The following is a 15,401-nucleotide window of genomic DNA, read 5'->3' on the forward strand; positions in this document are numbered from 1 at the left end:
CTGTTGAAATCTTCTGGAACCAGCTCACAAACAATTCAAAGCCCTCTCGATTGTTTTCAAACGTAATGGACTTTCCGAACTCGACTCCGCGGTTGTCTTGGGCCCTCGCCACATGTTTGAATTTTGCGATGTCGACTTCCGACAATTAAGGTAAAAGAAGTGATTTGATTAATTCGTTCATTTTGAGTAGAATGCATGGTGTAGTCTCCTTGGTTAAGTTTTTGGATCTGTCGCTGGCCAGCAACTGGGATCCATAAACATCATACCAAGGAGTCTTTTTATTTTTCAAACCTCGTATTTCTACATAATAGGAATGCTGCCCGTTTACGTAATGGAGCCTGCCGTTTGTGCCGGCAGCCTCGTGTAGGTCTGTATTGAGCTATAGTTTCTGTTACTTCAATACTGAATTCAATTTATATCCCCTGTATAAATGCTTTCGATAATATTACCTTCTTCAATTTCCCTGATGTACGGGATTAAAGCTTTAGGAAAAAATCTATATTCCTCAAGACTTGATATTGGAATCCACTCAATACCAAGATGGTCCTCATCTGGAGCTGTACCGTGACCTACATTTTGTTCATCCAATATGTCACACATAAAAATATGGTCTACAACATGAGTATTCGGATCTACCATGCTGTTTCCATGATGATTTCTGCCTATATATTCTCTTACAAAAGCAAACTGTTTCACTTCTATACGGCAGCCAACTTCCTCAAGAAATTCACGTTTAAGTGATTCGATCAAGTTTTCGCCATGCTCTTGACCTCCACCTGGTAACGTATAATCAGCACCAAATACTTGATCATACTTTTTTATTGTCAACAGTTTGTTATTACTTACTACGATTCCTTTTACTCCACTCCGTACCTTCAATTACAATCGCCCCTTTCATTCGTATCAAGAAAAAGCAGCCGATTTTTATCCTAGTTAATTTCTTTGAATTATTTCCATTATCCTGCCAGTTAGCTCAACAGGCTGCCGATTTGCCGGCAGCCTGTTGATTGTTGTGCAAGAGTTTTCCGTTTAGTTAAACACGAGTTCCCTCATTAATCACTTTCCAGAATTTGTATATGCCTTCTGAAACAAGACATTTACTTGTGGGTGTTACCTAACACATTTAATAATTGTTGCTGATCTATACGATCATAAAAAGCTCTTAGATTCTCCGAATGCACCAAAATCTTACGATCTACGAGAACCGCAGTCAGTTTTCCGCCACAATTTATCGTTGGGAAATTTATGGTTAATGAGTCGCGTCTTGAGGTTATAGGGAAAGCGTAAAACGATCCATTTTCCAACTCATCGAAGAGAAGTACCGGTCTAACCCTATGATCTAAGCGATCTTCTCTTATGTTATAAATATCACCTGGTTTAGGGGTGAAAATTTCTACCTGTTCTCGTACCCGTTCCCGTTCTTCCTCGTTGATGGCTTTAATTTCCTCCACAGCTTTTGCAGTCTCTGGAAAATCTCTAATTAGTATCGATGCTTGATCGATGAACTCATTATATGTATAAATTTGAACGAATTGACCCGACCTTCTGTAGAATTCATCCAATAACTCAGGATGGGGTCTCTTGAATTCATTGTATCTTTCCCACCAATCAGGTTTTACGTCCTCCGTAATAAAAATAATAGGTTTGGCTTCTTCTTTTGCCCTTTTCATAAGCTCTTTCCAAATAACCAGATCACCGTATTTCCTGTAATCTTCTTTACTAACAGCATCTTCAAAGCCGGGAGGAATACTAAGAGTGTAGCGCTTCTCTCCTTCCTCGTAGATCTTCAAGAGTTCTTCTGGATTAAAGCCGTCACCTACTTCATCACCAAAGATTTCAAATATTTCTCTTGAAATTGGATCTTCAGCCTTTAACGCGGGACCGTCGAAGTATTCTTTTCTGTCCATTTTATCAGGACATTGGTCGATCATTATTGCAATTCTCTCTTTTAAGTCATTTAGTTCGTTTTGCAAATCAGCTGCAAGTTGAGAACGAAATCGAATTGCTGATTTTTCTACCCCAGTTGCCAAAGTCTCTATGTTTTTTTTGAAATATTGTTTTGTATTTTGCAATGACTTCAGTTCAGCTTCAATAACGAATCGCCGATTGGAGTAGAACTCCTTACCTACTTGATACGGCATCCAGAGACGTTCCTTAAAGGTCTGTAGGACGCGTAAAAACTGACTCCGAGCATCAGGGGTCATTTTATAAGTATTTAGTAGTGTATTAGTATCCAATGAGATTATGGCATTTGACCATAACTTACGAGTTACCTCATAATCGTAGCCAGAGTATGCGAAAAATTTTGATGACACTAAAGTCCACTCCTCATTGAATACTAGTTGTAATTATCCTAGAATATTGGGTTTTCCAACTTATGGTATCACAATTCGATGAAGGTTAGTAGGCATAGTTGAACTAATCTGCCCGTTAGCTCAGTCGTTGCCCCTTTCCAGCTTGTGTTTTAAATTCATCTAATTTAATCAGTTGTTGAGAAAGGTTTTCAGTTACGTAAAACAATACAAGTTCTTGTCATCATTCGGCAAACGATATATGTTCTTGTCATTGGCTTTTGACAAGAACATATATCGTTAAAATAAAAAAAGCCGCAACTACGCGACTTTTAAGCTTATATGTTCTTGTCACCCGACAAATATATTGTTACACATTATATAATGTGTATTTTCGATCATCACAATAATAAGTTCTAAAAGTCAGTTAACAATTACGCAGAAAAAGCAGCAGTTGGAATTAAAGTCCAAGAACTGCTGCTTTTTTAATTCACCTCGTTAATTGAATTAAATTACGAAGCTATTGCTGTTAACAAGTGATAATAATTAATTATTTTCAACCCTTTTGAAGTTGCATAATGTTCAAATAAGCGATTACGGAACTTTCACTGATCCTTTTGACCTGGTCATTGTAAAACTCAGTCAGAGGAATGAACGCCTCCTTCGAATCGTCAAAAACGATAAGGCGGTATTTGCTGTTCACTCCCTCCGGACGGTATACATGAAAAAACGAAGCCATTTTCTCCCCCTCCTCCCATATACATTTTCACAAAAAAAGTGGACATATCCGTTTCTTTGAACGGATGTCCACATATGATGTGTAACAATATATGAAAATACAGTAGAATTATAGACTCGTCAACGAAACTTGTAAATTAATATTACGTTGTATTTTATACATATGTCTATAAATCGCTTTAATCCCTTTATAAGATTATCTATCTGTCTCTCTCTCTAGTTTTGCTAGAAATAGGAGGATTTAATCTTTAATTCCAATATTAAGTAATATTTTACCATACTTTTACAAAGAAAATATGATTACCCATCAGTCGGCGATTCATATTGAAGTAACGTTTTCCGTTAGCTCAATGGGTGAACCTGTTTCCATCAGTATTTCTTACCAATGTACATCAGATGTTCAGCTAAACTCAGCAAGCTCTCTCGCTCACATACTTGCTCTGCTAAGTCCAGCCAGGCTTCCACCACTTCACGTGATTGATTAAGCAGTTCTGGCTCGCGCAAATATAAAAAGCTTTCACAATTAAGTAAATGGAGTTTTTCCAATTCAAACTGTTCGAAAAAGGGAAGCACATCGTTAGGACGGATAAAGAAATTATCTGAAAACCCGTGACCTGAAAAGTTCTCATCCTTTACTATGGTATTTAGCTGTAATCTCCTCTCCTCATTTAAGATCATACCTGGATTACCGATCAGATAATCCCACACGAAAGAATAAGAAGAAACAAAGGCTACGAAAATCATTCCGTTAGGTTTTAATTTTTTAAAGCATTCATTAATCGTAATGCCCCTGTCCTGTTCCTCTTGCAGATGATACATCGGTCCCATGCAAAGGACATGATCAAACTGTCCATCTTGGATCTCCGATAAATCACGACAATCAACGCGCACACCGTTCAACGGAAGGTTAAGCTCATTTGCCTTATTCAGTGCAAAATCTACATTATTCTGCGAAAGATCGGCTAATGTAACATGACAGCCGCGCTGCGAAAGGTATAATGAATACTTTCCAGGTCCACCACCTAGGTCTAACACACGGTCATTAGGCTTGATGTAACGGTTTATGTAGCGTTTGGTAAGTTCAAATTCCACTTTATGCCGATCAAGTCTCCGCCACTCATAGTTTACGGTTTCATCATAAAATTTTCTTACATTTTCCAAACTGTCCATATACACCCTCCTAAAAATAAAGCAACTATTTGATCGTTGACATCCTTAATAAAACAAAAAAATCCCACCCCCAAGACATTTGTCTCAGGGACGAGATTGTGTATTCCTCGTGGTACCACCCAGGTTCGCAAATAGATTACCCTATAAACCTCTTCAAGTACGGCATTTACTAGAATGCTTATACTCTAGCTCTGTAACAGGAGCTCCTGTCACACTACTACTCATTCAATTGTATAGATAAATCCAGATGATATTATGAAAAGTCCTCCTAGTAAAATAAATAGTTTATGTTTGTGTCGTCAGACAACAGAACTTAGGACGGTTCGTTAATGCTCATAGAGAAAATCATTGGAGATAACAAAGAAGAAATGATGGCTACTACAATAACAGCATCTTGAATTCCCTTGTTAATGACTCCCAATCTTATGCCGATTGATGCCGCAACAACAATTAGTGTCATACGTGATGATAGCAAAAATCCGCCTGCTAGAGCTCTCCTCATGCCTAGAATCGGTCCTAGACACATCATGGGGAGAACTTTAACAATGTAGGCTGTAGATAGAAGAAGGGGAACCCAACCTAACGCCTCGGGGGATCTTACAAACTCTGATATATTAAACCGGAATCCGACCATGACGAAGAAAATAGGAATAATCAAGCCGTAACCTATACCTTCTAATTGCTCCTTAAACGGATGATGATCATGGAGATGAAAACTCGCTAAAAGAAACCCCGCCAAAAAACTGCCTAGAATAGCTTCTGAACCTGTCATATCTGTAATGATTCCATATAGGCCGAGAACAGCCAGTAGCCCCTGTAATCGGAAAATGGAATTTTTGTGGAATTCCTTATGCCAAAATGAGGTTTTTCTCAGTCTTAGTATGGCTTGATAGATAATAACGGTTAAAGGCAGAAGTAAACCTACGGAAGCCTGACGCCACGTAAATCCAGTATGGTAGGATCCTCCAATAATAGAGAGCATAATCATTGTAATAAGATCGGCGAGAATTGCAGACGTTAGAAGTAGTTGGCCATACTGGCTTTTGATGACTCCCGTTTCTCTGAGGACTGGCATCACAATCCCGAGTGAGGTAGTTAAAAGAATAAGCATAATCATCCATGACTTTATTGAGGGGTCTATTTGGTGAATTCTTGTCCCTAGCAGAAAAGCCAACAAAGCGCTCCCCGCAAAGACTAACAATCCGATAATAAGCGGGTTTTGCCGGATCTTCACACCTTTTTGAAAACGAAGGGATTTTAAATCTATCTCCATTCCCGACAAGAACATTAAATAATAAAGTCCAAACTCACTAAGACCGTCCAGCCATTTCATTTGCTCTTGATGGAACAACCCTTTATCGTAGTAGGAAAGAAGTATTCCTAAAAACAGATAGGCTAAAATGGAGGGAATCCGAATACCCTTCATTCTGCTAAGCAGTATTTGCACGAAAAATATACTTAGATAAAACCAAAAAAGAGGTATTAAAGCACCTTGTCCCAAAATAATCAATCCTCCATCCATTATTAAGGTATGCTAGTCCAATTCGTTATTATAACTATCCGCCTCCACTTTTGGCCTTTATATAACCTAGAATATTTAGTCTCATTTTTAGACCATTAACTTAAGCCTAGATGCACATTTATTCAAAAACAAATATTTTGTGAACATGTTAAAAGGAGCTGCCAGGGCAGCTCCTTCATCGTTTGTATAAAAGTCTTTTATTGAACTAACGTTCCCAGTTACTTTAACAAAAGTCTATTCAAAACGTTTGCCTTTTAAGTCTCCATAATGGCTTATGATTTCTCTTAATCCATCGAGTGTCTCCACAAAAAAACTTTGGTTACTTTCGATTTCAAATTTCAACTCATTATCTCTATGTGCAAATTCCTTAAAGTAGCCTTCGATTACGACCTGGCCTCGATGACCAAATGCAACTTCGAGTTTCAAGTTAGCTTCGGTTGTACAGAATGAAGAAATTCCTTTTAGTTCAGTAAAACACCGAGAAAGTTGATTGTAAAACTCGTATATTTCACCAGTTGAGAACCACAACTCGCCCTTAACGCAATAGTTCCCACTCTTTATTTCTACGGTTCCCCTTACATCATAGCCACCAAAAGGGCTTGTTAATTTCGGAAACCCGAATACTTCGTCAAAAGTGATGCGTACAAAACAACCTTGATTGCCTCGAAGGAAAAATACGTACATCAGAGTCAATCCATTTCGTTAGCTTCAGTAATTCTGCACAGCCATCACACAATCCTGCCCAATAGCTTAATGAAAAAAGGAGCAGCTTTCGCGGCTCCTTTTGTCGTTTAACTATCGTTCCTCGTTAGAGTAATGACTTTTTCACTCGTATGCCTTACCAGCCAATAAAGAGGTTGCAAGCAAACTCCAGGTAGGCGTTTTAGCATTCGCATCATCAGAATCATTTAACCAAGCAGCCATAGCCTCCAAAAAGCTTTCCAGTGTTTGGTTCTCCCACCTCGAAGCATTATCCGTTAGATCATGTCTTAATGTATGAAGAAATGCAACCAACTCATCTTTACTGGACACATCATTAGGGTTCAAGGTTTCAGATCCTCCTCGCATTATTCAACTATCGTTATCCGTCCCTCAGTATTAAGGATTTATCTCACGTAAACTCACTCATTCGCAGGATTTCATCACTTTGGAATATAGCGACCGTATGGATATTAAGTTATCACTACCTTAAGTTACCCTTTTTAGGCATACGGGAACAGAGGAACAGATGGAATATTTCCCCACATCATACTCTACTGCACGCATACTCCACAATCCCCTGGAGATTGACCATCCCAAGGCTCTACGGGTCGATAGCGTTTAGCGGATGGGTCTGTGCCCTTATGGATAACGAACTCGGTCCTCCGTGCTTTCTTTGTATGAAGTCCTGCGAATGAATCAATTCACGTTATTTTGAAGATTAGGCAGCCTGAGTGTACGGAATGACCGTTTTTTCAGGAGTAAAAGACTCCTTGGAATGCACCATGCCGATTAGGATTCGCGCCAGCTTTCCTAGCAATTTAAATATCGACTTCTGCTTACTCATATGTTTAACTTGCACATTATTCTCATGAAATTGCTTAAATACAGGGTTTGTACCCACTAATGTTAAGGTAGCCAGATACATATATTTTCGGAGTGTGGAATCTCCACGTTTGGAAAGTACAATCTGGCCCTTGCGCTTTCCAGACATGCTCTCTGCCAAATTTAAACCGGCTTTCCGTAGCAACTGACGACCGTGAGCGTACTGGTTCAAATTTCCCGCGCTAGCCAGAATTGCTGCAATATAGATTGTGCCCAAACCTTTAACGGAGCGAAGTTGGCTAGCAATTGGGATCTCACAGAGTAAACCTGCGATTTCTTGTGCTATTTCGTTCAATATACCATCAATACGCTCGTACTCTACTAGTAAGCGATGCAGATCCTGTTTGGCCTCATTCAGCGCTACAGTTTCCCCCACGCTTTGTACGGCTTTAGAAAGTAGTTCAGCTGCTTGTTGGATACCCGTGGAGCCGCCAGCTCGTTTCATATATTTTCGCCATCCTGGCGACGATGTTTTCTAGAAATGAATGAAACACTTGAGCATCATATTGTTCATGCTCCTCACAGTAGATTTCGCCTGTTTCGTAATCAAGGGTACCCATTAGTTTTGCGCCACGGTGCTGACCATAGGTCGGAATGAGTTTTTGTTGACCTTTGGGGAACCATGTCTTGGCCAATGCTTGATAATCTCGAATCATACATTCATCCTCAAACAAGATCCGAGCAATTTCGCGATAATGTAATTTTTTTTATCCCTTCAAAATCTCGTTTAAAACCTAAGCGATACAGCAGTTTCCTTGTGCCGCGATCAAAATATTCGACTTGGTATTGTTTTCCGATCCATTGTCGAACCAATCCCGATTCCCAATTCATATGTGCAGGAAAGCCAACATCGACTGGTCTCTTATTAATGATGGTCTGGTACAATTCTTGTTCTTGTTCTGATGTAAGACGAGTCGGGCGTCCTGGCGGTTGGTCCGGTTGTAACTCCTTTAATCCTTCTGTGCAGTATGCCCGAATGTAGGTACTCACGGTGCCTATATTACGATTCAGAATCTCTGTAATCCGTTTTCGGCTTTCTCCAGAAAGAAAGAGGAAGATACACTGGTAGCGTTCATACAGCCGTCTATCAATTGTTTCCTTCATTGCTTTTCTAGCTTCTTCCAACCTGATTGTTATATTATGGAATTCATTTGCTTTTGTTCTCGCCATTTTAATCACTCTCTCCATAGGAAGTCTATATGGATATAATTAGATGTTTGTACAATGAATTTCATTAATGAATTATTTAGTACCGGATATATAGACGGATAAATCTTGAAGCTTATCATTTCATTTTCAGGTGTTTGGTCAATAAAACAATTGAACAGGTATCCATCGATTACAATTTTCTTTTCTTCCTTTTGGAATAACATCATCAGATACACAATTTTGTAAATACGATTTAGACTGCCCGAGGGAGCTCAATGAAAACGGGAACAGCTGCCGGCCACGGCGATCTGCTCCCGTTTTTGATTTCTTCTCTTCTTTAATTACGCAAAATCGTGCTTCAAATGATCAAGTCTACGAGCGTCAAAAGCCGAACAAGGGCGGGCGTGTTACATCATTCTGATCGCGGCAGGTGTTTTTTATGCAAAATTTTAAGCCAAGGAGTGCCACCACCCCCTTGGCTTTCATATAGTTGAAAAAAGAATTAATCAAGAAATTTATACTGAGCCTTTTTGGGTTTAAATGTCCAACCTTGATCGTCATGATAAATCATCTGCTTACTCATTCCACCATCTATTGTAATATTTCCCCCGCGATGGAGCTGCCTGCATTACTGCAAAGGAACAGAACCATTATGGCAATATCAAGCGGCTCTCCTACTATTCCGGCAGGATAGGGGCAGCCTTCTTAGTTCCGAAAAAACCATTGTTCACCAGCAAAATTTTGTGCGATCCCCCACCCCTTATCCGTAAAATTACCGATTTTCTCGTTTACAGCGACTGGAGCGACAATGTCTTCACTATGAATATAATACCAATAGTTTTCACCGATATTTTTTCTAATATCTTCACGTTTCCTGAGTGCCTCCTGCAGGGGGAGCTCCCTTAGCTTAAAAATTGCATTAAATAGTGCCTTGGCTTCCGCAGGCGGCTCCTCTCCCTGTTTTCCCGAGGTATTCCACCATTTGTCCCATAATGGCGCCCACAAATTTTGCCCCCATTCCTGCCTCGCCCATTGTACAGGTCCAGGAGTGAACATGATCGTTGCTTGCAATTGGTTCGACTGTACCCGTGAGTTCCATAGAGAGTTCTCAATTTTCTTCAGCGTTACTTGAAGGCCGACTTCCTTCCATTGCTCCACGACCAATTCACCAAGCTGAATAAAGTCATCATAATAAGAAGAAACTTCGAACGGGATGATCAATTTCTTGCCTTCCGGCCCTAGACGAAAACCATCAGGACCCTTGACCAAGCCCATCTCGTCTAGAAGACGGCCCGCTTCTTCCAAATTCCGGTCTGTGCCTTCGATTGAAGATGGTTTAGCAAATCCTAAAAAAATCGAGTTGACGAATTCTTTTTTGTTCAATGCTAAATTGAGCGCTTTACGGAACCGCACATCTCTAACAACCTGTCTCCAAACCGGATCCTCATATGTTAAATTCAAGTGGATGTCATTAGCCGTCCGATGGAGCTTATTGATATACACCTTATAATGGCCCTTCTTCTCATTTTCCTTCAGCATGGCCACCTTAGGGATCGTAACGTACTCGTACGAATGATCCACTTCGCCGCCCATCACTTTCAGGACGGCCGTTTCGACATTTTGAACCATGGTGCTTTCCAATTTGTCTATATACGGAAGCTGATTCCCTTTCGCATCAATCTTAAAATAGTACGGATTCCGTTCGAATTCGATGACCGTTCCGGCTTTAACCTGCATATACGGGCTTAGCACCGGGAATCCCACTGCCTTCGGCTGCGTGCTTTCGATGTTCAGAACATCCTTACTCGTAAATAGCTTCGTCCATTCTCCTGGGCCGAAACCCGCTTCCTTGATAAGAGGCTCCAGCTTTTCCAGCGGTGTGTATTTTACATGGTATTTTTGCAAAAAATGCTTCGGCTTTAAAAAATCCGTATAGCCTCTCCAGCCTTGGACAGCTAACTGCATTAGGAATCCACCGTAAGGGTGATCAAAGCTTATTTTAAACGTGTTGTTATCGAGCACTGTGAAGGTCAATGGTTTGTCGTCCGCATAAGCTGTCGATTTGAGCCAGAGCGGAAAAGTTGTCGTCAATTCTTTGTTGAACAGTACGTCCTCGACAGCAAATCTGACATCGTCAACTGTTACCAATTCCCCATCAGACCATCTCATACCTTCGCGCAGCGTAAAAGTGAATTCTTTTTGATCGTCACTTACTTTGTAGGCTTTAAGGACGTTCGGGGTTATTTCTTCCCCCATTAATCCAGGGCTGTTTACGAGCGGTTCATTCTCGATAGTAAAGATGTCCGAATCTGAAATCGGGTCCGTTCTTACGGTTCTTAGCTTGCCTCCATAAGTGCCGATCTCATAGTTTAATGCATCTTTCGGAAGCTCGTTCGTCAATTTAGGTTCCTTAGGGAGCCGCTCCTGAACAGGCGGCAGTCCTATGCCATCAAGATAAGGGGATTGCTTGAAGGCTGACGGGGCGGCCGTCTCTTCCACTTTGCTAGAAGCCGGTCCGGATGTTGTTTCTTTCTGGTTCGTCTCTTGAGTCATTTCATTTCCCATAGGGGTAGAACGGCATCCGGCTAAGGAGAAGGCCACTATCAGTATCGCACTAGTCATCATTAACACCAGTCGTCTTCGCTTCACTTGGTTTCCCTCCTTCCTACCCAGCGATATCTGAGATAGAGCAGGACCGATTACATCATAAAATGCGGATCTCCATGCAGTGGCGGCAAAGGGTGCGGCCGGATTACTTCTCCGCCTCGTTCGTACGATTCCTGCACAGCATGAACGTACTCCAGTACGGCAAGTGCGTCTCTTCCACTGGCACGGAGCTGTTCGAAGGCAACTTTATTCTCGACATCCTCCAGAAAGGCATGAAGACGGTTATGGAACGTCCGGTTAAAATCGTTCGTTCCGAAGTGAGTAACCTCGGGCTCAGGTTGAACGCTTATAGGGGCGATCCCTTTGGTCGCTTTCCAGAAAGAAACCTTTTCCACACAATTCTCAATACAAAATGTTCCACGCGATCCTGCCACTTCCAGGCTCCACCAGCCCCCTAAGCCATACACCGTATCTCCTCTTTGGCTCAGCAGGTACCCCACGCCTCCGTTTGCGAATTTCACGTGAATGCTGTTGATCGAGACCATGACATCACCTGCGCTCCGGCGGAAGCCGGGTCGGTCGGAGAAGGTTTGAATGTGCGTAATTTCCCCGCAGAAATGCCTCATCACACTGAAAGGATGGGTCAGGAACGCCCGCATATGGAAATACGGATGACCTTTGATCTTAGGAGAATTGGCAAGCGCGTAGTTCATTTCTCCACCGTTGAAGCCCATCTTAGCCAGACAGTATACAAGCTCCCCGACGTCGCCGCTATCCATATATTGCTTCGCCTTTTCAGCAGGCGAGGTAAAATAATGGTTGAGGTTGCATCCAAGATAGACCCGCTGTTTCTCCGCAAATGCTACCAGGTCACGGGCTTCGCGGACATCATGGCAAAGCGGCTTCTCGACCAATACGTGCTTGCCATAGCCGATAGCCTCCATGGCGGGCTCAAAATGCCAGCTCCCATTATCGATACCTCCGGTCGTGATATCGACGATCTTCAGATCCTGCTCGCCTTCGATCATATCCTTCACGCTATAATAGGCCTTCACGCCGAATCTCTCTGCAGATGCGTCCGCCCTCTCCTTCACCACGTCGCAAACGGCGACCACTTCCGCCAAATCGTCTTCTTTATAGCAAGCCGCATGGTTATTTCCGATCCCGTTCATACCGACAATACCAATCTTAACTGCCATAATTAGCACGTTCCTTTCCTTTTTCCTTATGGTTACCGCTTACACTTTTGCGATCGAAGGATCATCGAGACGAACACGACGTCCATCACGACTGGAAACATAGCTGGCCAAAACCATACGTAAGGAAGTCCTTCCTTCTTCCGCAGTCGCGATAGGGCCACGTTCCCCTCGTAAAAATTCGGCGAGCGGCTTCGCTAACCCGCGAATCCGATGCCCGTGATTAGGCGGGCTGTCTATCTCGCTTGCCATCCAGACGCGCGTTTGCGCATCGTAACGCTTCAACCCAGCCAGATGATCCGGACGCGGCACATTACAGCTGGGAACATCGCCGTAATTTTGCACGATGGTTCCACGTTCGCAAATAATCTCCATGGTGTTCTCCGCTGCCAAACAAGTGAATGAACAATTCACCTCGGCAAGCGGGCCGTCCGGATAACGGTAGATCACAATTCCGTTGTCATTCGGGATGCGGGGATTATACAGTGATGCCACTTCAGCTGTAACGCTCTCCGGCACACCTAGCAAAAATTGAAAGAAATCAACCGGATGGGAAGAGTCATCCGCCCATATATCCCGATTGTGCACGGGGTCTACATGCCACGAGTCGGCAAATTCGGCTTGAAGCCCCATAGGAAGCCCATGTCTTCGCCTAACCATAAACACCTTCCCGAGCTCTCCGCTCTCCAGCCATTTCTTCATTTGCAGATTTTGAGGATCCACCCGCATTTGCCAAGCAACCGTAAAGGGTACGGAGTGCTTATGTACCGCCTCCACAATGCGATCCGCCTCGCTCATCGTTAGAGCCATCGGCTTTTGCAAAACAATCGCTTTACCGTGAGCAGCCGCCAGTTCAGCCAGATCCGCATGCATAGATGTTTCCGACGCGATGACTACAGCCTGTATGTCGTTACGAAGGAGCAACTCCTCAGCACTCGCGCAAATATCGAGTCCGTAAGCGGACTTGGCGGTATTCAACCTTGCGGGATCATGATCCCAGCCTGCCACAACTTTTATGCCGTACGCTGGATTTCTCCATTCATCGCAGTAAGCGTTCACATGTCCGTGGGCAAAGCCCAGGATGCCCAAACCAATCGTTTTCTCCATCGAATTCCCTCCATTCTGCATGCCAGACTAGCGATATTATCAAATCATTGCTTATTCCCTATCCCCATCATAAACAACTTGCGAACAACATTCATTGTCGATCAAGACAAAAGTAGTTTCGATTAAGCCAAACATATTCCGCTGATTCGTATCCCTGCAACCTAACCCGCCGCCATTTTATCGATAAATCGCTTAATATGCTCATAAGCACCGCGATCCTTCTTCATTGCATAAAATCGCAGCGCATCCAAGCTTTTGAACAAAGTGGCATATAGAAACCTTTCCTCAAAGCTATCGATCCGGCCCCCCATCTCATGGGTATACTCACGGAACAGATGAGAAAACTGCAGCTCCGGCGTCCACATCTCCATCGTGGCAATATCGAAGACGAAGTCGCCGTACATTCCCATCTCCCAGTCTACAATGCCAGTAATCCGCTTTCCGTCCGAGATGATGTTCCCCACATGAAAATCTCCGTGCACCAAATAACGTTCCTCCGGAACAAATTCCGCTAATTCGGCCATCCGCGAATACCATGCTTCGAAATAGTCCTGTTCCAAAATCCCGGCTTTGAACAGTTGCTTCCAGCCGTACCAGAAACCACTCCCAGTCTCATCAAAAAATAACTCCAGAAATTCGCTCCAGCTGCCGCACATGCCGTTTCCTTCCGAATTTATCATTCCATAACCGCCATGTTCCGGCAGCGACAGCTGTTGAAACTGAGCGAATTGATTCAGCAAATCCGGAATCACATATCGAATTTGGGATAGCTGCATGCTTTGAAGTGATTGACCGGGTGCTCTGATGGAAATACAGTAAGAGAGCTCGCCATATAAGCCCGTATCCACTATGGACGGAATGGAGCTTCGCAGAGATGGGAACCTTCCGCACAACCATTGTTCTTTGGCAAAGCCTTCCCCCTTGTTGTTGAAACGAATGACATAATCCAGCCCACGATGCTGAAAATAATAAGCTCGGCTTAACTCGCCCTGCTCAATCGGCTGTACCGCTGTCATATCGCACTGATAATAATTGCTCAAAAAGCTTCGAGCGCCGGCTGCATCCATATTTGCCTTTATTGCCATTGGAATCCACTCCTCCCAGCATATAACGTCGTTTATTTGACAAAGGAAAGCCCCGCATACGCTCGTATGCAGGGTTATGAATCAACCGGCTTATTTCTGATAGGTCACTGGAAAGCTTTCGCCTGTAATGATTTCACCGGGCTTTACATGAATGTGGGGCTCCATGGGATGATTTCCGGTCGGCGCGAAATACGTGTGCCCTGGCATATAGTGCACAGCAATGGCGCGACGTTTGCGTTCCGAGCGGTTGGTCGGGCTTCCATGCCAGGTCAGAGAGTGATGATAACCGACCTGTCCCTTCTTAATCTCGAACGGGACAGCCTCTACACTCACCTCGGAAGGCAGCAGTTCCGGCTGCTTGTGTACAGGTTTAAAGTCGGGGGAGCTGCTTAAATATTTTTGATGATTGCCCCATTTGTGACTTCCCGGCACCATCCACATACAGCCATTCTCAATTACAGCGTCATCGAGCGCTACCCATGCGCTGACAAGATCGGCCGGCTGAATAACAGGCCACAGTGGGTGATCTTGATGCCAGTGCGTCGGACCGCCCGTCACCGGAGGTTTGTATTGAATCTGATCGTGCCAAATGCGAAGGGTATCGGTCCGGCACAGCTGCGCCACTTCCTCGCAGATCGTCGGGTTCTTGGCATGATCGAGGTATACTTCACTGGCCATCCAAATATTGACGATCTGAACGACGGTTTCTTTCTTCGTAATCGTCATGCCGTAATGCGAATTGTCCAGCATGTTGCGGTTCAGAATCGGCTGCTTCACGCTTTTGCCTTCCATGACGTTATCCAGTTCTTCCCGAAGCCGCTCGACCTCCTCGTCAGAAAGGACGACCCCTCCCTTAATAAAACCATCTTGATCAAATTGTTTGATTTGTTCAGCCGTCAACATGTACTCATTCCTCCTCGATATGTTCTATGTTTTTATCATAGCAAGCCGC

General features: G+C 43.3%; 15 protein-coding genes and 1 pseudogene. All 16 read right to left on the reverse strand.

Annotation, left to right across the window (positions count from 1 at the left end; all coding sequences use genetic code 11):
* Window positions 1-197: pseudogene (locus G519_RS52520) on the reverse strand (IS110 family transposase); the annotation flags it as partial.
* A gap of 211 nt (window positions 198-408) precedes the next feature.
* Entirely contained in the window at window positions 409-879 is a 471-nt protein-coding gene (locus G519_RS0128445) for an NUDIX domain-containing protein (protein ID WP_029197570.1), read from the reverse strand.
* 218 nt (window positions 880-1,097) lie between these two features.
* Complete coding sequence (locus G519_RS0128450) at window positions 1,098-2,315, reverse strand: PIN-like domain-containing protein (RefSeq protein ID WP_029197571.1); 1,218 nt, start codon at window positions 2,313-2,315, stop codon at window positions 1,098-1,100.
* Window positions 2,316-2,847: 532 nt separating this feature from the next.
* On the reverse strand, window positions 2,848-3,030 hold the full coding sequence (locus G519_RS44980) for a hypothetical protein (protein ID WP_036634055.1): 183 nt from the start codon (window positions 3,028-3,030) through the stop codon (window positions 2,848-2,850).
* Between the two features lie 368 nt (window positions 3,031-3,398).
* The gene (locus tag G519_RS47935) at window positions 3,399-4,199 is read right to left on the reverse strand and encodes a class I SAM-dependent methyltransferase (protein ID WP_051253767.1); all 801 of its coding nucleotides are present in this window, start codon (window positions 4,197-4,199) and stop codon (window positions 3,399-3,401) included.
* Window positions 4,200-4,512: 313 nt separating this feature from the next.
* Window positions 4,513-5,700, reverse strand: a complete 1,188-nt coding sequence (locus G519_RS0128465; protein ID WP_029197572.1) for a cation:proton antiporter — start codon at window positions 5,698-5,700, stop codon at window positions 4,513-4,515.
* A 255-nt stretch (window positions 5,701-5,955) separates the two neighbouring features.
* Window positions 5,956-6,405 carry a WapI family immunity protein gene (locus tag G519_RS0128470; protein ID WP_029197573.1) on the reverse strand — a complete coding sequence of 150 codons (450 nt, stop codon included), beginning with the start codon at window positions 6,403-6,405 and terminating at the stop codon, window positions 5,956-5,958.
* Window positions 6,406-6,546: 141 nt separating this feature from the next.
* Window positions 6,547-6,768 carry a DUF7660 family protein gene (locus G519_RS0128475; protein ID WP_029197574.1) on the reverse strand — a complete coding sequence of 74 codons (222 nt, stop codon included), beginning with the start codon at window positions 6,766-6,768 and terminating at the stop codon, window positions 6,547-6,549.
* A 373-nt stretch (window positions 6,769-7,141) separates the two neighbouring features.
* Window positions 7,142-7,750 (reverse strand): transposase, encoded by a 609-nt coding sequence (locus tag G519_RS44990; RefSeq protein WP_244280259.1) that lies wholly within the window; start codon window positions 7,748-7,750, stop codon window positions 7,142-7,144.
* On the reverse strand, window positions 7,707-7,961 hold the full coding sequence (locus tag G519_RS44995) for a transposase (RefSeq protein ID WP_051253769.1): 255 nt from the start codon (window positions 7,959-7,961) through the stop codon (window positions 7,707-7,709). Before G519_RS44995 ends, G519_RS44990 begins: the two co-directional genes overlap by 44 nt.
* A gap of 10 nt (window positions 7,962-7,971) precedes the next feature.
* Window positions 7,972-8,475, reverse strand: coding sequence for a helix-turn-helix domain-containing protein (locus tag G519_RS45000; RefSeq protein ID WP_051253770.1), 504 nt, complete (start codon window positions 8,473-8,475; stop codon window positions 7,972-7,974).
* Window positions 8,476-9,159: 684 nt separating this feature from the next.
* Window positions 9,160-11,103 (reverse strand): ABC transporter substrate-binding protein, encoded by a 1,944-nt coding sequence (locus G519_RS0128495; protein ID WP_029197575.1) that lies wholly within the window; start codon window positions 11,101-11,103, stop codon window positions 9,160-9,162.
* 50 nt (window positions 11,104-11,153) lie between these two features.
* Window positions 11,154-12,260, reverse strand: coding sequence for a Gfo/Idh/MocA family protein (locus tag G519_RS0128500; protein WP_029197576.1), 1,107 nt, complete (start codon window positions 12,258-12,260; stop codon window positions 11,154-11,156).
* A gap of 39 nt (window positions 12,261-12,299) precedes the next feature.
* Window positions 12,300-13,364 (reverse strand): Gfo/Idh/MocA family protein, encoded by a 1,065-nt coding sequence (locus G519_RS0128505; protein WP_051253771.1) that lies wholly within the window; start codon window positions 13,362-13,364, stop codon window positions 12,300-12,302.
* A gap of 161 nt (window positions 13,365-13,525) precedes the next feature.
* Entirely contained in the window at window positions 13,526-14,449 is a 924-nt protein-coding gene (locus G519_RS45005) for an aminoglycoside phosphotransferase family protein (protein WP_051253772.1), read from the reverse strand.
* A gap of 90 nt (window positions 14,450-14,539) precedes the next feature.
* On the reverse strand, window positions 14,540-15,352 hold the full coding sequence (locus G519_RS0128515; protein WP_029197578.1) for a phytanoyl-CoA dioxygenase family protein: 813 nt from the start codon (window positions 15,350-15,352) through the stop codon (window positions 14,540-14,542).
* Window positions 15,353-15,401 lie beyond the last annotated feature (49 nt).

The sequence above is a fragment of the Paenibacillus alginolyticus DSM 5050 = NBRC 15375 genome, from assembly GCF_000422905.1.
GTDB classification, from domain to species: domain Bacteria; phylum Bacillota; class Bacilli; order Paenibacillales; family NBRC-103111; genus Paenibacillus_E; species Paenibacillus_E alginolyticus.

Excerpts from the sequence above, each read along its gene's own strand:
- G519_RS44980 (WP_036634055.1), bottom strand. The coding sequence starts at position 3,030 with ATGGCTTCGTTTTTTCATGTATACCGTCCGGAGGGAGTGAACAGCAAA.
- G519_RS47935 (WP_051253767.1), bottom strand. The coding sequence starts at position 4,199 with ATGGACAGTTTGGAAAATGTAAGAAAATTTTATGATGAAACCGTAAAC.
- G519_RS0128470 (WP_029197573.1), bottom strand. The coding sequence starts at position 6,405 with ATGTACGTATTTTTCCTTCGAGGCAATCAAGGTTGTTTTGTACGCATC.
- G519_RS44990 (WP_244280259.1), bottom strand. The coding sequence starts at position 7,750 with ATGAAACGAGCTGGCGGCTCCACGGGTATCCAACAAGCAGCTGAACTA.
- G519_RS44995 (WP_051253769.1), bottom strand. The coding sequence starts at position 7,961 with ATGATTCGAGATTATCAAGCATTGGCCAAGACATGGTTCCCCAAAGGT.
- G519_RS45000 (WP_051253770.1), bottom strand. The coding sequence starts at position 8,475 with ATGGCGAGAACAAAAGCAAATGAATTCCATAATATAACAATCAGGTTG.
- G519_RS0128500 (WP_029197576.1), bottom strand. The coding sequence starts at position 12,260 with ATGGCAGTTAAGATTGGTATTGTCGGTATGAACGGGATCGGAAATAAC.
- G519_RS0128505 (WP_051253771.1), bottom strand. The coding sequence starts at position 13,364 with ATGGAGAAAACGATTGGTTTGGGCATCCTGGGCTTTGCCCACGGACAT.
- G519_RS45005 (WP_051253772.1), bottom strand. The coding sequence starts at position 14,449 with ATGGCAATAAAGGCAAATATGGATGCAGCCGGCGCTCGAAGCTTTTTG.
- G519_RS0128515 (WP_029197578.1), bottom strand. The coding sequence starts at position 15,352 with ATGTTGACGGCTGAACAAATCAAACAATTTGATCAAGATGGTTTTATT.